Here is a 19,714-nt window from a genome sequence, read left to right as displayed (position 1 = left end):
GCTGCTTCAATCGGTTACACCATGAATCGCAGTGCCGGACCGCTCTCCGCAATCCGCGTTAAGCCTGCGGCCGGCAATCCGCTGCGAGGCTGGCTGATTGCGGGATCGCTGACCATACCGGTCGCGCTGGGACGGGGCGGCATCCTCGCCAACAAGCGCGAGGGCGACGGCGGCACTCCCAGAGGCAGCTTCCATCCCCGGCGATTGTGGTGGCGGGGCGACCGGCATAGCCGTCCGCAGAGCTTCTTGCCGACCCGAGCCATCACCGGAGAGGACGCCTGGTGTGAGGATCCCGGCGACCGCCACTACAACCAGCGAATCCGGCGCGGCGAGGGGCAGGGCGGCGACCGCCTCAAGCGCGCCGACCATCTCTATGACTTCATCATCGAGATCGACCACAATACCAGGCCGCGGATCGCCGGCCGTGGCAGCGCGGTATTTCTGCACCTGGCCCGCGACAATTTCGGTCCGACCGCAGGCTGCGTCTCGATGACGAAATCTGCGATGCTGCAATTGCTGCGGCGCCTGGGCCCGCGAACAAAAATCATCATCGGATGAGGATGCATGCTCGACAAAGATCAGATCGCCGCGGGCAGCGTCGTACACAGCCTTCGAGGTGCTGGCCGCCGTCGACAGCTTTCATCCCGCGATCGAGATTCCCGATTCGCGTTTTGCCGATTTCGCCCGCGCCGGCGAAGCGCAGCTGATTGCCGACAATGCCTGCGCGCATCTGTTCGTGCTGGGCGCTGCGACGACTGCAGATTGGCGTGCGATGGATCTCGTCGAGGAGCGGCCGCAGATCACGCTGCGCGGCGAGCGGTATATCGGTCACGGCAAGAACGTGCTCGGCGATCCCCGCGCCGCGCTCGCCTGGCTTGCCAATGAGCTCTCCGGGCTCGGCATCACCTTGCGGGCAGGGCAGGTGGTGACAACAGGCACGTGCCATCCGCCGCTGCCGATTGCGTCCGGCGATCATTTTGCGGCGGACTTTGGGGTGCTGGGGAAGGTGTCGGTGGGGTTCGTGTAAATCGCCTCATGCTCCGCTGTCGTCCCTGCGAACGCAACGCTTCGCTGCTCGTGCCCCGGACGCAGCGGAGCGCCCCCCGGCGATGCGAAGCATCGTCCGGTGCGGTGCGCTGCTGAGCCGGGGTCCATCTCGCCGCACTGTATCGTGTTGCTCTGGGTCCCGGCTCTGCGCCGCAACGCTTTGGGCGTTGCAGCTTGTCCGGGACACCAGCGTGAGTGGCAGCGGTGTACGTGCTCCGTTATTGCGAGAAGCTCTTGCGACGGAGCAATCCAGAATCTCTCCGCTGAGGGAGTCTGGATTGCTTCGCTGCGCTCGCAATGATGAAATCGATAGCGGTTGCTGGGCGCATCCCTCGTCAACGACTCTCACCTGTGCCCGAAGATCGCGCTCCCGACCCGCACATGGGTGGCACCGAGCATGATCGCGGTCGCGAAATCCGCGCTCATGCCCATCGAGAGATTCGTCAATCCATTGCGCGCGGCGATCTTGGCGGTCAGAGCAAAGTGCGCCGCCGGCGGTTCGTCGACCGGCGGGATGCACATCAAGCCGGAGATCGACAGCCCATAGGTGTCGCGGCAGCTGGCGAGGAAGGCGTCGGCCTCTCCGGGCGCGACGCCGGCCTTCTGCGGCTCCTCGCCGGTGTTGATCTGGACGAAGAGCTGCGGGTGCTTGTTCTGGGATTCGATTTCCTTGGCTAACGCTTGGCAAATGCTCGGACGGTCCACCGAGTGGATGGCATCGAATAACGCGACCGCCTCTTTCGCCTTGTTGGATTGTAGCGGTCCGATCAGATGCAGCGCGATGCCAGGGTAAACAGACGTTAACGCGGGCCACTTGCCTTTGGCCTCCTGCACCCGATTCTCACCGAATACGCGCTGTCCGGCTTCGATGATCGGGGTAATGGCATCCGCGGCGAAAGTCTTGGATACGGCGATCAGCGTCACGGAGGCGCGATCGCGCCGCGCATCCTTGCAGGCGCGGGCGATTTCTGCTTCGACCGCGGCGAGCGCGTTTGGTGAATGGCCGGTTACCGGCGCGGCGTTGGGTTCTGTCATGACATCGTTTGGCTGTGTTCGTAACCGGAGGTAAGTCCAATTTTACCGAGTTCAAGAAAGAGTCTTTGAACCCTTCGCTTTACCTTGGACCATCGGGGTGGGTAGCGAAGATGGCCAGCATCAGTCTCAACCGCAAGCGAGCGAAACTCAAGCAGGTTCTCGGAATCCGGGCGCGGCTTGCGTTGCTCGCGGTGATTCTGGTGGCACCCTTGATGCTCGAGCGCATCCGTTCGCTCGAAGACACCCGCACCCGGCAGATCGCGCAGGCCACGGTTGAATTCACCACCGTCGCAAGGCACAGCGCCGATGCGCAGCGCGAGGTGATCTCATCGGTCGAGACCATCCTGAAATCGGAAGCCTTCATTCGCGCCTCCGCAGGCGGCGTCAGCAAGAGTTGCGACGTGCTACGCGCGAGCCTGCCGTCGAACCTGCCCTGGATCCGCACGCTTTTGATCGCCGGCCAGGACGGACGCATCCAATGCGCCACCAATAACATGTATGTCGGCCTCGACCTCAGCGACCGGCCCTACTTTCAGCAGGCCCAGGAGAGCGGCCGCTTCGTGCTGAGCGATTTCATCCTGTCGCGCCCGGTACCGTCACCGACCGTCATGGCAGTCTACCCGGTGTCCGCGTTCAGCGGCGTCGCCGATGCCGTCGTGCTCGCAACGGTCAACCTCGACTGGATGTCGAAGGTGATGAGCAATTTGGGCGGACGCGCCGGCATCACCGCCGTGCTGGTCGACAGCACAGGCACCGTGCTGGCCGCGCCGGCCGATCAGCACAGCGCTGTCGGCCGTCCCCTCGACAACATGCCGCTGATGTCGGCCATCGCCGACCGGGCGCTGCGGTCGAACCAGGACGAGGGCTCACTGTCTTTCCTCGCCGCCGACGGCTCGCGCCGCGCGGTCAGCTACATCCGCATCGCCGGCACCAATGCCCGCCTGATCGCCAGCATCGACGAAGACAAGGTGTCCGCGGCGGTCAGCCGCGACATCCGCACCGCCTATCTCCAGCTCGCTTTCGTCGTCGTGTTCGTCCTGCTCGGCGCGCTGATCGCTGCCGAAAAGCTCGTCATCAAGCCGATCGAGATGCTCGTCGACATGGCCAAGCGCCTCGGTGAGGGCGACCTGTCGGCCCGCGCGGCGCGCAATCGCCTGCCGGCCGAGTTCGTGCCCCTGGCCCGCGCGTTCAACGCGATGGCCGCACAACTGAGCCAGCGCGAGCGAGAGCTGATCGCGAGCAACGACCGGCTGACGGTGATGGCCTCGATCGACATGCTGTCCGGCCTCGCCAACCGCCGCGGCTTCCAGAGCCGGCTCGACTTCGAATGGATGCGTGCGCAGCAATATGGCAGCGACCTCGCGCTGCTGATGATCGACGTCGACCATTTCAAGCTGTTCAACGACACCTATGGTCATCTCGAAGGCGATTCCTGTCTGACCAGGCTCGGCGAATCGCTGTCCGGCATCGCCGCCGACACGATGGGCTTTGCGGCGCGCTATGGCGGCGAGGAATTCTGCCTGCTGCTGCCGAACACCGATGTGAATGGCGCCGTGAAAATCGGCGAACAGGTGCGCGCGGCCGTGCTGAAGCTATGCCTGCCGCACATCACCTCAGCCCATATGATCGTCACTGTCTCGATCGGCGTGGCCGCGACCAAGCCCAACGAAAGTCTGCGCCCCGGCGACTTGATCGAAGCCGCCGACGCCGCGCTCTACGCCGCCAAGCACCGCGGCCGCAACAATGTCGTCGAGCACGGCATCCAGGCGATCGAGAGCGGCGCGGCGGACATGATGATGGCGGCCAGCGCCTAACCCGCAGCTCCCGTGCGATCGAGCTCGGCTTCCGTCACCACGCGATTGCGGCCGCTGCCCTTGGCGAGATAGAGCGCGCGGTCGCAGCGCTCGATGAAATCGGTGATCGCTTCGCCGGCCCGGTACTGCGCCACACCGATCGACACGCTGATGTTGGGCAGGATCTCGCCGGTCGAGCGGCGCGTGATCGTGCATTCGGCGAGCGCACGCCTGATGCGCTCGGCGATCTCGGCGCAAGTGGCGAGATCGGCGTCCGGCAGCACCGCGATCAGCTCCTCGCCGCCATAGCGGGCCGGCAGATCCTGCTCGCGGACCTTTTCTCGCAGCACCTTCGCCATCAGGCGCAGCACCTGGTCGCCAACGCCGTGGCCGAAATTGTCGTTGAAGGCCTTGAAGTGGTCGATGTCGAGCATCAGCACGCTGAGCGGCTCGCCCCATGAAGCGGTCGCCTGCGCCTTGCGCAGGAATTCGTCGAGCGCGCGCCGGTTTGCAAGGCCCGTCAGCGTGTCGGTCCGGGCGCGCTCCTCGGAGCGCGAGAGCGAATCGCGGATCACGTCAAGCTCGCGGGTCTTTTCCGCAAAGCCCGCTTCCAGCCGCGTCGCTCGTGTGGCGGCCCGGGCCAGCTCGTTCATGAGCTGGGCGACCAGCGCCTTCGGATCGACGCCGGCCTTGCCTTGGTCCGCTACCTCGCTGATGACCTGCATCTGCGAATGATTGTCAGCGATCGCGGTCGCCAGAAATTCCTTGGCCGCTCCCATCAGTGCCTGCAGCCGCTCGGAAGTGTCGACCGCGATGGCGCTCACCTGGGGCGCGACATAGGTCTCGAACAGGTCTTGATTGGTTCGGGCGTCGAACGGACGATTGTGGTCGATCAGGAGATCGATCGCGTTGCGCAGATCGTCATGGCTGCCCGCGAAATATTGGTACCAGACCGCAAAATTGGCCGGGGTCGGCGCAATCCGCTGTTCGGCCATGCTGCGCATCGCCCGTCCGGCGATGGAGGCGGCATAGTCGTAGTCGGGATCGTCGAAGCTCGAATCCATCGCGGTCATGCGGGTCCTGTCGGGCCGCAAATTGGCATCGAGCTCTTAATCACACGCCAACACCGATCCTCGTAGTTATGCGGAGGCGACGGCCATGGTTCCAAATCGCGGCAACCCATTGACCCCTTGAGGACTTCTATGGCCTAGTCCGCCGTCTTGACACGGCCGAACCCACGAAAACCCCAACGATTCCATGACCTCCGAACGCTATAACGCCCGCGACGCCGAACCGCGCTGGCAACGCCTCTGGGACGAACAGGCGATCTTCGTCTCCAAGAACGATGATTCGCGGCCGAAATATTATGTGCTTGAGATGTTCCCCTACCCGTCCGGGCGCATCCATATCGGCCATGTCCGGAATTACACGCTCGGCGACGTGCTGGCCCGCTTCATGCGCGCCAAGGGGTTCAACGTGCTGCACCCGATGGGATGGGACGCGTTTGGCCTGCCGGCCGAGAATGCCGCGATCGAACGCAAGGTCGCGCCGAAGGCCTGGACCTACGACAACATCGCCGCGATGAAGAAACAGCTCCGCTCGATCGGGCTGTCGCTGGACTGGTCCCGGGAGATCGCGACCTGCGATCCCTCCTATTACAAGCACCAGCAGAAGATGTTTCTGGACTTCCTGCGCGAAGGCCTCGCCGAGCGCGAGAAGCGCAAGGTGAACTGGGACCCCGTCGACATGACCGTGCTCGCCAACGAGCAGGTGATCGACGGCCGCGGCTGGCGTTCAAGCGCTGTCGTCGAACAGCGCGAGATGAATCAGTGGGTCTTCAAGATCACGAAATACTCGCAGGAACTCCTGTCGGCGCTGGATACGCTGGACCGCTGGCCGGACAAGGTGCGGCTGATGCAGCGCAACTGGATCGGCCGCTCGGAGGGCTTGCTTGTCCGCTTCGCCCTGGATGCGGCGACGACGCCGGCCGGCGAGAGCGAGCTGAAGATCTTCACGACGCGCCCGGATACGCTGTTCGGCGCGAAATTCATGGCGATCTCGGCGGATCATCCGCTGGCGCAGGCTGCGGCCGCGAAGAACCCGAAACTCGCGGAGTTCATCGCCGAGATCAAGAAGATGGGTACCGCGCAGGAAATCATCGACACCGCGGAGAAACAGGGTTTCGACACCGGCATCCGCGCGGTGCATCCGTTCGATCCGAGCTGGAAGCTGCCGGTCTATGTCGCCAATTTCGTGCTGATGGAATATGGCACCGGTGCGATCTTTGGCTGCCCCGCGCATGACCAGCGCGACCTCGACTTCGTCAACAAGTACAGTCTCGGCAACACGCCCGTGGTCTGCCCGGAAGGGCAGGACCCGAAGTCGTTCGTCATCACCGACACCGCCTATGACGGTGACGGCCGCATGATCAATTCGCGCTTCCTCGACGGCATGACCATCGAGCAGGCCAAGGACGAGGTCGCAAAACGTCTGGAAAGCGAGCTGCGCGGCAACGCGCCCGTCGGCGAGCGGCAGGTCAATTTCCGCCTGCGCGACTGGGGCATTTCGCGCCAGCGCTATTGGGGCTGCCCAATTCCCGTCATTCATTGCCCGAAATGCGATGTGGTGCCGGTACCGGATGCCGACCTGCCGGTGAAGCTGCCTGACGACGCGACCTTCGACAGGCCGGGCAACGCGCTCGACCATCATCCGACCTGGAAGCACGTCACCTGCCCGAAATGCGGCGGCAAAGCCCAGCGCGAAACCGACACCATGGACACCTTCGTGGATTCGTCCTGGTATTTCGCGCGCTTCACCGATCCCTGGAACGAGAACGCGCCGACCACGCCCGCGGTCGCCAACCGGATGCTGCCGGTCGACCAATATATCGGCGGCGTCGAGCACGCGATCCTGCATCTGCTCTACAGCCGCTTCTTCACCCGCGCGATGAAGGCGACCGGACACATTGCGCTCGACGAGCCGTTCGCCGGCATGTTCACGCAAGGCATGGTGGTGCACGAGACCTACCAGAAGGCCGACGGTACCTATGTGCAGCCGGCCGACGTCAAGGTCGAAGTCGGCGGCAACGGGCGCCGCGCCACGCTGCTTGGCACAGGCGAAGACATCACGATCGGCCCGATTGAGAAGATGTCGAAGTCGAAGAAGAACACGGTCGACCCCGACGACATCATCGAGACCTATGGCGCCGACGTCGCCCGCTGGTTCATGCTGTCGGACTCCCCGCCCGACCGCGACGTGATCTGGAGCGACGAGCGCGTCCAGGGCGCCTCGCGCTTCGTGCAGCGGCTGTGGCGGCTGGTGAACGATTCCGTCGAGCTCGGCAAGAGCGCGCCGGCGGCCCGGCCGGCCAGCTTCGGCCCGGACGCCACCGCCTTGCGCAAGGCGGCCCATGGTGCGCTGGACAAGGTCACCACTGGGATCGAGCGGCTGCACTTCAACGTCTGCCTCGCCCATATCCGCGAATTCGCCAATAGCTTCTCGGAGATCCTGCAGCGTCCCGGGCAGCCTGCGGCCGACTTAGCCTGGGCAGTGCGGGAAGCCGGCCAGATCCTGGTCCAGCTGTTCTCCCCGATGATGCCGCACCTCGCCGAGGAGTGCTGGCAGGTTCTGGGCCAGAGCGGGCTGGTTTCCGAGGCCAATTGGCCCCAAATCGAACGCGATTTGCTGGTTGAAGACAGCGTGACCCTGGTGGTCCAGGTCAATGGCAAGAAGCGGGGCGAGGTCACAGTTGCAACAGCGGCCCAGAATCCGGAAATCGAGGCTGCCGTTTTGGCCCTCGATGCGGTAAAGCTGGCCCTGGACGGCAAGCCCGTCCGCAAGGTGATCATCGTCCCCAAGAGGATCGTAAATGTTGTCGGCTAGGATCCGCATCGCAGCCCGCTTGCTGGCGGTCGCCGCCCTGGCGGCGTTGACGGCCGGCTGCTTCCAGCCGATGTATGCCGAGCGAAACGACGGCACCCCCGGCCTGCGCGAGAAGCTGATGGGTGTCGAGCTGCCCCCGATCAGCAAGCCCAATGCCTCCCGCGAGGCCCGCGTCGGCGTCGAGATCCGCAACGCGCTTGCTTTCAAGCTTTACGGCTCGGCGACGGGCATGCCGCCGACCCACCGGCTGGACATCCGGTTCACCACCACCCGCTCCTCATTGATCGTCAGCACCGCGACGGGACTGCCGACCAACGAAAATTACGGCATCGACGCCCAATACAATCTGATCGACGCCGCAACCGGCAAGTCCGTCATGACCGGCTCGACTTTCTCGCGCGTGTCCTACGACATGCCGGGATCCTATCAGCGCTTCTCCCGCAACCGCGCCGTGCGCGATGCGGAGGATCGTGCCGCCAACGAGATTGCCGAGAACATCACGACCCGGCTCGCCTCGTTCTTCACCGCGGGCACGTAAGTCACTCCAGTCATTCCGGGGCGCGCCAAGCGTGAACCCGGAATCCAGAGATTGTATATCGAGATTCCGGATTCGCGCTTCGCGCGCCCCGGAATGACGATTGGGCCCGATGGTCGCACTGCGCGGAAAAGAGATCGACAGCTTCCTCGCCCGCCCCGATGCGGGCCGTCCGATCATCCTGCTCTACGGTCCCGATGCCGGCCTCGTGCGCGAGCGTGCCGATGCGTTGATCGCTTCCGCCGTCGATGATCCCAACGATCCGTTTTCCCTGGTCAAGCTCGACGGCGACGAGCTTTCCGCCGAGCCATCGCGCCTCGTCGACGAGGCGATGACGGTGCCGCTGTTCGGCGGCCGCCGCGCGATTCGCGTGCGCGCCGGCTCGCGCAGCTTTGCCGGCGGAATCGACACGCTGGCCGAGATGAACGTCAGGGATTGCCGCATCGTGATCGAGGCCGGCGAGCTCCGCCCGGAATCGCCGCTGCGAAAGGCCTGCGAAAAGGCCAAGACGGCGGTGGCGATCGGCTGCTATCCCGACACCGAGCGCGATCTCGGCAAGCTCATGGAAGACGAGTTGCGCATCGCTAATCTGCGCATCGCACAGGATGCCCGCGCGGCGCTGATGTCGTTCCTCGGCGGCGACCGCCAAGCCTCGCGCAACGAACTGCGCAAGCTGACGCTCTACGCCCATGGCAAAGGCGAGGTGACGCTGGACGACGTGATGGCCGTGGTTGCGGACGCCTCCGAGCTGAAGCTCGATCCGATCGTCGACGGCGCCTTTGCCGGGCGGCCCGACATCGTCGAGACCGAATTCGCCAAGGCGATGATCGCCGGCACCTATCCCGGTGTAATCATCTCCGCCGCGCAGCGCCAGGCGGCGTGGCTGCACAAATCCGCGCTGGCCATCGCCGACGGCCAGCCTGCCTCCGCCGTGCTCGACGGCGGCTATCCGCGCCTGCATTTCTCGCGAAAGCCCGCGGTCGAAACCGCGCTGCGCAATTTTAGCGTGGCGAAGCTCGCCGCCGTCATCGAGCAGCTCGCGACCGCCGCGCTCGACACCCGCAAGCAATCGACGCTCGCCGCCGCCATCGCCCAGCGCACACTGATGGCGATCGCGGCGAACGCGAAGCGGCGGGGTTAATTAAGGCTCTCACTGTCTCCCCGTCATTGCGAGCGAAGCGAAGCAATCCAGGATCCCTCCGCGGAAAGATTCTGGATTGCTTCGTCGCAAGTGCTCCTCGCAATGACGTGGGGAGAGAGTCGCATATCACAATGATGGCGGTAATTCCTCATCCCGAGGAGCGCGCTCTTGCGCGCGTCTCGAAGGATGCAGGCCCGCCTGTGGCCCCCGCCCTTCGAGACGCCGCTTCGCGGCTCCTCAGGGTGAGGGAGATAGACTGAACGGGCCGCGCGATCCGGTTTTCGCCCGGCGCCGCGGAACGAGGGCGAAACCTACAGCGCGCCCTTGGCGAGCCGCTTCATCACCTCGTCGAGCTGATCGAGGTTGCGGTAGTTGATCTGGACCGAGCCGCCGGGGTCGCGGTGATTGACGGTGACCTTGAGGCCGAGCGCATCGCTGACGCGCTTCTCCAGATCGATCGTGTCGGGGTCCTTTTCCTTGCCCCCCGTGCTGCGCGCCTTTTGCGGCTTGCGCTCCGGCACGCCCTCTTCATGCGCGAGCGCTTCGGCCTGGCGGACGTTGAGTCCCTCCTCGACGATGCGCTTGGCGGCGGCGAGCGGATCGGGCACGCCGATCAGTGCGCGGGCGTGACCGGCCGTCAGCTCGCCGGTCGCGATGAAAGCCTGCACCTCCGCTGGCAGCTTTGTCAGCCGCATCATGTTGGCGACGTGGCTGCGGCTCTTGCCGACGACTTTCGCGATGTCGTCCTGGCTGCGTTTGAACTCGTTGGCGAGCGCGTGATAACCCTGCGCCTCTTCCATCGGGTTGAGGTCCTCGCGCTGCACGTTCTCGACGATCGCGAACTCCAGCGCATCGCTGTCGCTGATGTCGACCGGCACGACCGGCACTTCGTGCAGGCCGGCCATCTGCGAGGCGCGCCAGCGTCGCTCGCCGGCGATGATCTCAAAGCGGTCCTGTGCGCCCTTCACCGGACGCACCACGATCGGCTGGATCACGCCATGCTGCCTGATGGACTCGCTGAGCTCCTTCAGCTCGGCGTCCGAAAAGGTGCGGCGCGGATTGCGCGGATTGGCCTTGATGAATTCGATCGGCACCTTGCGCTGCGCGCGCGGACGATCGACGTGCTGGGCCTCGCCGCCGACATCACCGATCAGACTTGCAAGTCCCCGGCCCAGTCGCGAACGCGCTTCATCGGCCATCGCCAGCTCCCTTGGATTCACGGTGCAGCACTCCAGAACTGAATTTCAAATCGTAGGGTGGGTTAGCGCAGCGTAACCCACCATTGGTTAGTCCGGGGACGAGAGACCTGGTGGGTTACGCTACGCTAACCCACCCTACGCACCGTCAATGCGTCGTGCGCAGCTCGCGCTCGCGCTGGATCACTTCGGTGGCGAGCCGCAGATATGCTTCGCTGCCGACGCATTTGAGATCGTAGACCAGCACCGGCTTGCCGTAGGACGGCGCCTCCGAGATGCGTACGTTGCGCGGGATCATGGTCTTGTAGACCTTCTCGCCCATGAACTGGCGGACGTCGGCGACGACCTGGTTCGAGAGGTTGTTGCGCGAGTCGAACATGGTCAGCACGATGCCGTGGATCGACAGGTTCGGATTGAGCGTCGAGCGCACCTGCTCCACCGTCTGCAGCAATTGCGACAGACCTTCGAGCGCGAAGAACTCGCACTGCAGCGGCACCAGGATCGCATCGGAGGCCGCCATCGCGTTCACCGTGAGCAGGTTGAGCGAGGGCGGGCAGTCGATCAGCACATAGGTGTAGTCGGCATCCGGCGAGACATTGTTGTTGAGCGCACCGATGGCATCGCGCAGCTTGAAGGCGCGGCCGGGTGTGGTGCCGAGCTCGAGCTCGAGACCGGAGAGATCCATCGTCGAGGGCGCGATGTGCAGCCGCGGCACCGCGGTCGAGACCACAGCTTCGCGCAAGGCGGCTTCGCCAACCAGCACGTCATAGGTCGAGCAGGAGCGGTTGCGGCGGTCGATGCCGAGGCCGGTCGAGGCGTTGCCCTGGGGATCGAGATCAACGACCAGGACGCGTTCGCCGATTGCCGCGAGTGCCGTACCCAAGTTAATCGCTGTGGTTGTTTTTCCCACGCCGCCCTTCTGGTTCGCCAGTGCCAGGATGCGCGGATGGCCGTGCGGTACCTCACTGGTCGGTTCCTGGGTCTGCTCTTGCTGCGGCTCGTCAATCACGGTCATCGAATTTCCCCACTCAGCCCCTGAAGCCTCAGCTGCGCCGTTCGGCGGCGTTGAGCTCCACGATCCAGCCGTCACCCGTGCGGCTTTGGTGGAGCTGAGGCGTAATATTCCAATATTTAGCGGCTTCGGTCAATTCAGCCTCTACATCTTGACCCTTAGGAAATAACGCCTTTGCGCCCTGGCGCATCAGCGGCTCCGCAAAGCCGATGAGTTGATGTAGCGGAGCCAGCGCGCGCGCGGTGACGCAATCGACGGGGCCAGTGATTCTATCCACATTATCCCCGATCTCAGCGAGATGTACGACTCCCGGAGATGTGGTGACGCGGATCGCTTCGCGCAAAAACGCAGCCTTCTTGGCAATCCGCTCGACGAGATGGACGCTGGCGCCGGGGGTCTCGGCCATGGCACAGGCCAGGACGACGCCGGGAAAGCCGCCACCGCTGCCAAGATCGGCCCAGCGTTTTGCAATCGGCGCAAGATCGACGAGTTGAAGCGAATCGGCGATGTGCCGCGTCCAGAGGTGCGGCAAGGTCGAGGGCGCGACCAGATTGGTCTTGACCTGCCACTCCCGCAGCAGTGCGATGTAGCGGTCGAGCCGGGCTTCCGTTTCATGTGAAACGGGCGCGAGCTTCAGTGCTGCGCGCTTGTCGGCGGCGATGATGGAATCGAGCGCCTGATCATTGGCGCTGGCTTTGTCGAACTTCGGCTTGGCCCCGCCCTCACCTGCTCCGGCACGTCGCGATAGCTCTTTGTCCCTGCCCGGTCCGCGCTGTTTCACGTGAAACCTATGCGATGGCCTTGGAGGACTTTCGTGCCTCACGCCGAAGATAGGCGGCGAGGATGCCGAGCGCAGCCGGCGTCATGCCGTCAATCCGGCCGGCCTGGCCGACGGTGAACGGCCGCGCCTTCTCCAGCTTGGCCCGCACCTCGTTGGAGAGACCGGGGACGAGGCTGTAATCGACCTCTGAGAGCACCAGTCCCTCGTCGCGCCTGAAGGCATCGACGTCGGCGCTCTGGCGCTCAAGATAGACATCGTACTTGGCGTCGATCTCAAGATGAGTCGCGATGACAGGATCGATCCCCGCCAGCTCAGGCCAGATCGTTCGGACCTGGCTCCAGCCGATCTCCGGATAGGCCATCAGCTCGAAGGCCGACCGGCGCTGGCCGTCGCGGTTCAGGGACAATCCGCGCTTGATCGCCTCGTTCGGGGTGATCGTCAGCGACTTCGAGAGCGTCCTGGCTGCATTCAGCGCGTCCATCTTGGCGCGATGGTGGAAGGTCCGGGCGTTTCCAACACATCCCAGGGCGATGCCCTTCTCGCTCAGACGCTGATCCGCATTGTCCGCCCGCAGCGTGAGCCGGTACTCGGCCCGCGAGGTGAACATCCGATAGGGTTCGCTGATCCCGCGGGTGACCAGGTCGTCGATCATCACACCGAGATAGCCGTCGGCACGATCGAACACCGTCAGCGCCGCCCCGCTCGCAGCAAGCGCCGCGTTCAGGCCGGCGACGATGCCCTGCCCTGCCGCCTCTTCGTATCCGGTGGTGCCGTTGATCTGCCCGGCCAGGAACAGACCGCGCAGACGCTTGGTCTGGAGGGTCGGATCAAGCTCACGGGGATCGATGTGGTCGTACTCGATGGCGTAGCCCGGACGGACCATCTTCACCCGCTCCAGACCAGGGATGCTGGCGAGGATCGCGAGCTGGACCTCTTCGGGGAGCGAGGTCGAGATGCCGTTGGGATAGACCGTGCTGTCATCGAGCCCTTCCGGCTCCAGGAAGATCTGATGGCCGTCGCGGTCGCCGAAGCGGACGATCTTGTCCTCGATCGAGGGGCAATAGCGCGGCCCGGAGCTCTTGATCTGACCGGAGTACATCGGCGAGCGATGAACATTGGCCCGGATCACCTCATGGGTGGCGGCCGTGGTCCGGGTGATGCCGCACTGGATCTGCGGGGTCGTGATCCGCTCGGTCATGACCGAGAATGGCTCCGGCGGTTCGTCTCCGGGCTGCATCTCGACCGCGGACCAATCGATCGTGGTGCCGTCCAGACGCGGCGGCGTACCGGTCTTGAGCCGTCCCAGGGCGAGGCCGGCACGCTCAAAGGACGTGGAAAGACCCATCGCCGGGGCCTCACCGACACGGCCGGCCGGCCAATTCTTCTCGCCGAGATGAATGAGACCACGCAGGAAGGTGCCGGTGGTGACCACCACAGCCCCTGCCCGAAGCTCCCGGCCGTCCGCCAGGCGAAGTCCCGTCACCCGGCCATCGGCCACGATCAGCTCGTCGGCCTCGCCTTCAATGACGGACAGTCCCTCGGTCTCCCGGATCGCGGCCTGCATGGCCGCCGCATAGAGTTTTCGGTCAGCCTGAGCCCGAGGACCACGGACAGCCGGACCCTTGCGACGATTGAGCACGCGAAACTGGATGCCGCCGGCATCGCCCACGCGGCCCATCAGACCATCGAGCGCATCGACCTCCCGCACAAGATGCCCCTTGCCGAGACCGCCGATAGCGGGATTGCAGGACATCGCGCCGACCGTGGAAAAGCGGTGCGTCACCAGCGCGGTCGTCGCGCCCATCCGGGCAGACGCAGCTGCGGCTTCACAGCCGGCGTGACCGCCGCCAATCACGATGACGTCGAAGCTCTCTCGCTCTGTTCGCATGAGCGGACTTCTAGCTCAGAGGCGGGAAAGCCGGAAGCGGAAACTGGAAGGTGGATGTTTCACGTGAAACGGGGCGGTTTCGGAGCGGAAATCGATTTCGCGAGAACACAGTAGAAAGATCGTTGTTGCGACTGCTCTTCCCGCGGACGCAAATGGACAGCCACGTTTCACGTGAAACCAAGTTCGGTTGGCGGCCCAAGATGTCTGAATTCGATGGGAACCACCCGCGCTCTTCCGCAGCAAAGCACGCCCATAGTCCTCTGCCCGTGTCCCGGACCGGCAGCAACGCGCGCGTTGCTGCGCCGAGCCGGGGCTCAGAAGCTGCGAGCTGAGTCGGGGTACACTAAGGAGAGAGCGAAGAGACTGTTACGGCAGCTCCTGTTTCACGTGAAACAAACGTCGCGAACCTGACCCGTTTCACGTGAAACATAAGGAATGGAACAAGTGCTAGTTCTACATTGAAGAACTAGAGCTACTTTCCAATGCAAAACTTCTGGAAGATGGCCCCCAGAACGTCCTCGACGTCGACCCGGCCCAGCAGCCGGCCCAAGGCATAAGCGGCCGCTCGCAATTCCTCAGCGGCCAGCTCTTCGCCCTCTTCTACAAGCTCAAGGCTCCGGCGCAAGCTGTCCAACGCGCGACTCAACAGCTCCCGCTGGCGCGCCCTGGTCACAACGGCGCCCTCGCTGGTTGCGAAGAACTCGGCCGCGAATTCAACGAGGGCCTCAACCAGCTCCGGGATGCCATCGCCCTCACGCGCCGAGATCGCAAACTCATCGCGCACGGCAGCGCCTCCGGCTCTGCCCAGATCGATCTTGTTGCGGATGATCCAGACCGGGCCACCGGACCGATCACTATCCCTCCCGGAATTCCGAAGCGTCCGCATCGTCTCCGGATCCACGGCTTGCTCGGACTCGACCAGCCACAACACCAGGTCGGCATCCTCGGCCCGCGCCCGCGCCCGGCGCACGCCCTCCTGCTCGACCGGATCGTCGGTCTCGCGGATGCCCGCGGTGTCGATGATTGTGACGGGGTAGCCGTCGAGGTCGAGCTGGATCTCGATCACGTCGCGCGTCGTGCCGGCATGCGGCGAGACGATCGCGACCTCGCGGCGCGCGAGCTGGTTCATTAGCGTCGACTTGCCGACATTCGGCTCACCCGCGATCGCGACCACGAGCCCGTCGCGAAGGCGTTCAGAATGTCCCTGTGCCGCAAGGACTTCTTTGATTTCGTCATGCAGCGCTGCGATCGCCTTCACCGCCGGAGCCCGCAATTCTGCCGGCACATCGCCTTCGTCGGAAAAATCGATGCCGGCTTCGATCAGCGCCGACGCCTCGATAATTCGTTCGCGCCAGTCGCGCGCGCGGTCGCCAAGCAGGCCCTGCAATTGCCGCAGCGCCTGGCGCCGCTGCCGGTCGGTATCGGCGTGGATGAGATCGTCGAGACCCTCGGCCTCGGTGAGATCGAGCTTGCCGTTCTCGAACGCACGTCGGGTGAATTCACCTGGCTCGGCCGCCCGCGTATTCTGAATAACCGAAATAGAGGCAAGCAGCGCCGCCAGCACCGCGCGGCCGCCATGGACGTGAAATTCGGCGACGTCCTCGCCGGTCGCGCTGCCCGGTCCTGGAAACCAGAGCACCACCGCATCGTCGATCGGCTGGCCAGCCCTGTCGCGGAGCAGCCGGCGGCTGGCCTGCCGCGGTGCCGGCAGCTTGCCCGCAAGCGTCGTCAGTATCTGGCCAGCCTGAGGTCCCGACACGCGGACCACGGCGATCGCGCTCGGCGCCCGGCCGGACGACAACGCAAAGATGGTCTGGTCTCGCGGATGCATGGCCTATTTGTCCGGCTGCCGATCAAAAGGCAAATACCCGTTCCGGCGACAAGACGGCACGATTTGCTGCGCTGTATGCTGCAAAAATTCCTAATATTGCACAGCAATATATCAGGGAATTTTGCTGCAATTAATCCCGACACCTTTCTCGATGGACCGCGGGATTTCAACGATTACTTATATAAATCAACATATTAATTGAATAGCAGCCCCGGCATCATACCGCCTTCCATGCTGCGTATCCTCTGCAACAAAGCCCGCACAACAAAAAGGGCGCCCGGAGGCGCCCTTTGAACTTGAGCAGACTATGTTGCACCGCACTCAGGTGTTCATGGAGTCGAAGAACTCCGAATTGCTCTTGGTCGAGCGCAGCTTGTCGAGCAGGAAGTCGATCGCATCCATCGTGCCCATCGGATTGAGGATGCGGCGCAGCACGTACATCTTCTTGAGCACCTGCGGATCGGTGATGAGCTCCTCCTTGCGGGTGCCGGAGCGCGAGATGTCGATCGCCGGGAAGGTGCGCTTGTCCGAGACCTTGCGGTCCAGGATCAGTTCCGAGTTACCGGTGCCCTTGAACTCTTCGAAGATGACTTCGTCCATGCGGCTGCCGGTATCGACCAGCGCGGTCGCGATGATGGTCAGCGAGCCGCCCTCCTCGATGTTACGGGCGGCACCGAAGAAGCGCTTGGGGCGCTGCAGGGCGTTGGCGTCGACACCGCCGGTCAGCACCTTGCCGGATGACGGCACCACCGTGTTGTAGGCGCGGCCGAGACGCGTGATCGAATCGAGCAGGATCACGACGTCACGGCCATGCTCGACCAGACGCTTTGCTTTTTCGATCACCATCTCGGCGACCTGGACGTGGCGCACCGCCGGCTCGTCGAAGGTCGACGATACGACCTCGCCCTTCACCGAGCGCTGCATGTCCGTGACTTCTTCCGGACGCTCGTCGATCAAGAGCACGATCAGATAGCACTCGGGATGGTTATGCGTGATCGAGTGCGCGATGTTCTGCATCAGCACGGTTTTACCCGTGCGTGGCGGCGCCACGATCAATGCGCGCTGGCCCTTGCCGATGGGAGCGACGATGTCGATCACGCGTGCAGACAGGTCTTTGCGCGTCGGATCGTCGATTTCCATGCGGAAACGCTGATTTGGAAACAACGGCGTGAGGTTGTCGAAATTGACCTTGTGCTTGGCCTTTTCCGGATCCTCGAAATTGAGCGTGTTGACCTTCAGCAGCGCGAAATAGCGCTCGCCCTCCTTCGGGCTGCGAATATGGCCTTCGATGGTGTCGCCGGTGCGCAGGCCGAAGCGACGGATCTGCGACGGGGAAACATAGATGTCGTCGGGGCCCGGCAGATAATTCGCATCGGGCGAGCGGAGGAAACCGAAGCCATCGGAGAGCACTTCGACCACGCCCTGGCCGACAATGTCGGTCTCGGCGAGTGCGAGCTGCTTGAGGATCGCAAACAGCAGCTCCTGTTTGCGCATCGTGCTGGCGTTCTCGACCCCATTCTCCTCCGCAAACGAGACGAGCTCGGCTGGCGTTTTGGACTTGAGGTCTTCGAGTTTAATTTCCCGCATTGGGGTGGTCCTGTGGGGTAACCTAGGAGGGGGGTGCGAGGAGGCTCTGAAATGCGGACGTGAGAAGAGAAAGTCCGCAGGTCTGGCAAGGAGAGTGCCGGTGAGGCTTCAAACCTGATGCGGTGTCCGGCCTCTGGAAAGCTCAGACACAACCACATCCGCCTGCGTTGGGTGGGATATCGACAATATAGAAAATCGCTTCCTGCTCCGCAAGCCGAAGCACTGAGCTAATCGTCAGGCGCATTGCCTAGAACGGCTTCACGATCACCATGATGACGATGAAAATCATCAGGACGGTCGGCACCTCATTGATAATTCGATAGAATTTCTGGGTCCGCGGGCGCCGGTCGGCGGCGAAATCCTTCAGCCAGCGGGAAAAAAAGCCGTGGACCGCAGACATCGCCAGGACCAGTGCCAGTTTTACGTGCAGCCAGCCGAACGAGAACCAATGGCCGGACCAGGCGAGATAGAGCCCGGCGAGCCAGGTGACGATCATGGCGGGGTTGATGATGGCCTTGAGCAGCCGGCGTTCCATCACCTTGAACGTTTCCGACTGCTTCGAGCCGATCTCGGCCTCGGAATGATAGACGAACAGCCGCGGCAGATAGAGCATGCCCGCCATCCAGGCGATGACGGCGATCACATGCAGCGCCTTGATCCAGAGATAGACGTCTTCGAACATTTTCGCGGGTCCGGCTTCTGCCCAGTGAAGGGAACTGGGGATAGTAAGAACTCGTTAAGGTCTCACCGTGCACACATATCCGTCCGTAGCGCCTTCCTCAAATCTAGAATCTTAGATTCTTAAGGTTTGAGTCTATGTGACCGTGGATTGGACTCATGCAATTCCATCCGCGGGTTCACGCGCGCTTTTTCACACCCATCAACATATCCGGATTGCTCTTGGCGCTTTGCGATAAGCCGGCCAGCTTCAAAGGCTTGCGCCTTTCTGTCGGCAGCTTATCAAGGGGGTTGTCCGCGCAATCCCTTTTTCGTCACGGCGGGCCGGCGAACTTGTTCAGACCGGCAGCGGTGTGAAGAAAATTGGCCCTTGTCCCGCCCCTGGTGTCGCACATCCCTTTCCAAGGGGTTAAGCTCCACAGAAATCCACAATCCGTCCCGCCCTCATCCCAAGAGTTTTTGTGCCGACCTCGAACAATTATTTCCATCTGCACCTCGTCTCCGATTCCACCGGCGAGACGCTGATCACCGTGGCCCGCGCGGTTGCCGCCCAATACGCCAACGTGACGCCGGTCGAGCATGTCTATCCGCTGGTGCGCAGCCAGAAGCAGCTCGATCGCGTGCTCGACGAGATCGAGGAAGCCCCGGGGATCGTGCTGTTCACGCTGCTGGAGAAGGACCTGGTCTCCAGGCTCGAGGACAAGTGCAAGGAGATCAATGTTCCGAGCCTGTCGATCATCGGCCCGGTGATGCAGCTGTTCGAAGCCTATCTCGGGGCTGCGACCACGGGCCGCGTCGGCGCTCAGCACGTCCTCAACGCGGAATATTTCAAGCGTATCGACGCGCTGAACTACACGATGATCCACGACGACGGTCAGCATGTCGATGGCCTCAACGATGCCGACGTCGTCCTGGTCGGCGTGTCCCGCACCTCGAAAACGCCGACGTCGATTTATCTCGCCAATCGCGGCATCCGCACCGCCAACGTGCCACTGGTTCCGGGCATTCCGGTGCCCTCGCAATTGGAGACGCTGACGCGGCCGCTGGTCGTCAGCCTGCACGCGACGCCGGAACGCCTGATCCAGATTCGTCAGAATCGCCTGCTCTCCATGGGAGCGGAGTCCGGCAGCGACACCTACACCGACAAGCAATCGGTCACCGAGGAAGTCGCTTTTGCGCGCAAGCTCAGCGCCAAGCACGATTGGCCATTGCTGGACGTCACGCGTCGCTCGATCGAGGAAACCGCGGCGGCGATCATGAAGCTCTACAGCGATCGCCAACGCAACCGACCTTCCGAATAGTTTTCCC

At 63.5% G+C, this 19,714-nt stretch carries 15 protein-coding genes and 1 pseudogene; 7 read left to right on the top strand and 9 right to left on the bottom strand.

Going from position 1 to position 19,714, the window contains the following annotated elements:
* Positions 1-21 precede the first annotated feature (21 nt).
* Both UNPA324_RS06245 and UNPA324_RS06240 read left to right on the top strand, forming a co-directional pair.
* Positions 22-558 carry a L,D-transpeptidase family protein gene (locus tag UNPA324_RS06245; protein WP_246667124.1) on the top strand — a complete coding sequence of 179 codons (537 nt, stop codon included), beginning with the start codon at positions 22-24 and terminating at the stop codon, positions 556-558.
* A gap of 49 nt (positions 559-607) precedes the next feature.
* Positions 608-1,027: pseudogene (locus tag UNPA324_RS06240) on the top strand (2-keto-4-pentenoate hydratase); the annotation flags it as partial.
* A gap of 365 nt (positions 1,028-1,392) precedes the next feature.
* Here UNPA324_RS06240 and UNPA324_RS06235 read toward each other — a convergent pair.
* Entirely contained in the window at positions 1,393-2,082 is a 690-nt protein-coding gene (locus UNPA324_RS06235) for a YggS family pyridoxal phosphate-dependent enzyme (RefSeq protein WP_141934039.1), read from the bottom strand.
* A gap of 110 nt (positions 2,083-2,192) precedes the next feature.
* On the opposite strand from UNPA324_RS06235, the gene UNPA324_RS06230 reads away from it, so the two are divergent.
* Positions 2,193-3,896, top strand: coding sequence for a diguanylate cyclase domain-containing protein (locus tag UNPA324_RS06230; RefSeq protein WP_128921087.1), 1,704 nt, complete (start codon positions 2,193-2,195; stop codon positions 3,894-3,896).
* Here UNPA324_RS06230 and UNPA324_RS06225 read toward each other — a convergent pair.
* The gene (locus UNPA324_RS06225; RefSeq protein ID WP_181769648.1) at positions 3,893-4,939 is read right to left on the bottom strand and encodes a GGDEF domain-containing protein; all 1,047 of its coding nucleotides are present in this window, start codon (positions 4,937-4,939) and stop codon (positions 3,893-3,895) included. The two genes, UNPA324_RS06230 and UNPA324_RS06225, sit on opposite strands and share 4 nt — an antisense overlap.
* Positions 4,940-5,132: 193 nt before the next feature.
* Between UNPA324_RS06225 and leuS the strand changes: the two genes are divergently transcribed.
* From leuS to holA, 3 genes are all read left to right on the top strand, one after another.
* Positions 5,133-7,757 (top strand): leucine--tRNA ligase, encoded by a 2,625-nt coding sequence (gene leuS, locus UNPA324_RS06220; protein WP_141934037.1) that lies wholly within the window; start codon positions 5,133-5,135, stop codon positions 7,755-7,757.
* Complete coding sequence (gene lptE / locus UNPA324_RS06215) at positions 7,744-8,295, top strand: LPS assembly lipoprotein LptE (RefSeq protein WP_128921089.1); 552 nt, start codon at positions 7,744-7,746, stop codon at positions 8,293-8,295. Before leuS ends, lptE begins: the two co-directional genes overlap by 14 nt.
* A 109-nt stretch (positions 8,296-8,404) precedes the next feature.
* A complete protein-coding gene (gene holA, locus UNPA324_RS06210; RefSeq protein WP_128921090.1) occupies positions 8,405-9,433 on the top strand; it encodes a DNA polymerase III subunit delta in 1,029 nt (342 codons plus the stop codon).
* 311 nt (positions 9,434-9,744) lie between these two features.
* Here holA and UNPA324_RS06205 read toward each other — a convergent pair whose 3' ends face one another.
* From UNPA324_RS06205 to hemJ, 7 genes are all read right to left on the bottom strand, one after another.
* Positions 9,745-10,632 (bottom strand): ParB/RepB/Spo0J family partition protein, encoded by an 888-nt coding sequence (locus tag UNPA324_RS06205; RefSeq protein WP_181769306.1) that lies wholly within the window; start codon positions 10,630-10,632, stop codon positions 9,745-9,747.
* Positions 10,633-10,777: 145 nt separating this feature from the next.
* Entirely contained in the window at positions 10,778-11,644 is an 867-nt protein-coding gene (locus UNPA324_RS06200) for a ParA family protein (protein WP_128921092.1), read from the bottom strand.
* Positions 11,645-11,672: 28 nt separating this feature from the next.
* The gene (rsmG, locus tag UNPA324_RS06195) at positions 11,673-12,422 is read right to left on the bottom strand and encodes a 16S rRNA (guanine(527)-N(7))-methyltransferase RsmG (RefSeq protein ID WP_141934033.1); all 750 of its coding nucleotides are present in this window, start codon (positions 12,420-12,422) and stop codon (positions 11,673-11,675) included.
* A gap of 7 nt (positions 12,423-12,429) precedes the next feature.
* Entirely contained in the window at positions 12,430-14,310 is a 1,881-nt protein-coding gene (gene mnmG, locus UNPA324_RS06190) for a tRNA uridine-5-carboxymethylaminomethyl(34) synthesis enzyme MnmG (protein WP_141934030.1), read from the bottom strand.
* 472 nt (positions 14,311-14,782) lie between these two features.
* Positions 14,783-16,141, bottom strand: coding sequence for a tRNA uridine-5-carboxymethylaminomethyl(34) synthesis GTPase MnmE (gene mnmE / locus UNPA324_RS06185; RefSeq protein WP_128921094.1), 1,359 nt, complete (start codon positions 16,139-16,141; stop codon positions 14,783-14,785).
* Between the two features lie 321 nt (positions 16,142-16,462).
* Positions 16,463-17,728, bottom strand: coding sequence for a transcription termination factor Rho (gene rho, locus UNPA324_RS06180; protein ID WP_008133567.1), 1,266 nt, complete (start codon positions 17,726-17,728; stop codon positions 16,463-16,465).
* 247 nt (positions 17,729-17,975) lie between these two features.
* Positions 17,976-18,410, bottom strand: coding sequence for a protoporphyrinogen oxidase HemJ (hemJ, locus tag UNPA324_RS06175; RefSeq protein WP_128921095.1), 435 nt, complete (start codon positions 18,408-18,410; stop codon positions 17,976-17,978).
* Positions 18,411-18,867: 457 nt separating this feature from the next.
* Between hemJ and UNPA324_RS06165 the strand changes: the two genes are divergently transcribed.
* Positions 18,868-19,707, top strand: a complete 840-nt coding sequence (locus UNPA324_RS06165) for a pyruvate, water dikinase regulatory protein (RefSeq protein ID WP_128921096.1) — start codon at positions 18,868-18,870, stop codon at positions 19,705-19,707.
* The last annotated feature ends 7 nt before the right edge of the window (positions 19,708-19,714 follow it).

Source organism: Bradyrhizobium sp. UNPA324 (assembly GCF_006658635.1).
Lineage (GTDB): Bacteria > Pseudomonadota > Alphaproteobacteria > Rhizobiales > Xanthobacteraceae > Bradyrhizobium > Bradyrhizobium nanningense.
The sequence above is the reverse complement of the archived record's forward strand: the minus strand, read 5'-3'. Positions and strand labels throughout refer to the sequence as shown.

Bases quoted from the DNA above. Each gene is read 5' to 3' on its own strand.
- lptE (WP_128921089.1), top strand. From the start codon at position 7,744: ATGTTGTCGGCTAGGATCCGCATCGCAGCCCGCTTGCTGGCGGTCGCC.
- hemJ (WP_128921095.1), bottom strand. From the start codon at position 18,410: ATGTTCGAAGACGTCTATCTCTGGATCAAGGCGCTGCATGTGATCGCC.
- rho (WP_008133567.1), bottom strand. From the start codon at position 17,728: ATGCGGGAAATTAAACTCGAAGACCTCAAGTCCAAAACGCCAGCCGAG.
- leuS (WP_141934037.1), top strand. From the start codon at position 5,133: ATGACCTCCGAACGCTATAACGCCCGCGACGCCGAACCGCGCTGGCAA.
- UNPA324_RS06245 (WP_246667124.1), top strand. From the start codon at position 22: ATGAATCGCAGTGCCGGACCGCTCTCCGCAATCCGCGTTAAGCCTGCG.
- UNPA324_RS06230 (WP_128921087.1), top strand. From the start codon at position 2,193: ATGGCCAGCATCAGTCTCAACCGCAAGCGAGCGAAACTCAAGCAGGTT.
- UNPA324_RS06200 (WP_128921092.1), bottom strand. From the start codon at position 11,644: ATGACCGTGATTGACGAGCCGCAGCAAGAGCAGACCCAGGAACCGACC.
- holA (WP_128921090.1), top strand. From the start codon at position 8,405: ATGGTCGCACTGCGCGGAAAAGAGATCGACAGCTTCCTCGCCCGCCCC.
- mnmG (WP_141934030.1), bottom strand. From the start codon at position 14,310: ATGCGAACAGAGCGAGAGAGCTTCGACGTCATCGTGATTGGCGGCGGT.
- UNPA324_RS06205 (WP_181769306.1), bottom strand. From the start codon at position 10,632: ATGGCCGATGAAGCGCGTTCGCGACTGGGCCGGGGACTTGCAAGTCTG.
- UNPA324_RS06225 (WP_181769648.1), bottom strand. From the start codon at position 4,939: ATGGATTCGAGCTTCGACGATCCCGACTACGACTATGCCGCCTCCATC.
- UNPA324_RS06235 (WP_141934039.1), bottom strand. From the start codon at position 2,082: ATGACAGAACCCAACGCCGCGCCGGTAACCGGCCATTCACCAAACGCG.
- mnmE (WP_128921094.1), bottom strand. From the start codon at position 16,141: ATGCATCCGCGAGACCAGACCATCTTTGCGTTGTCGTCCGGCCGGGCG.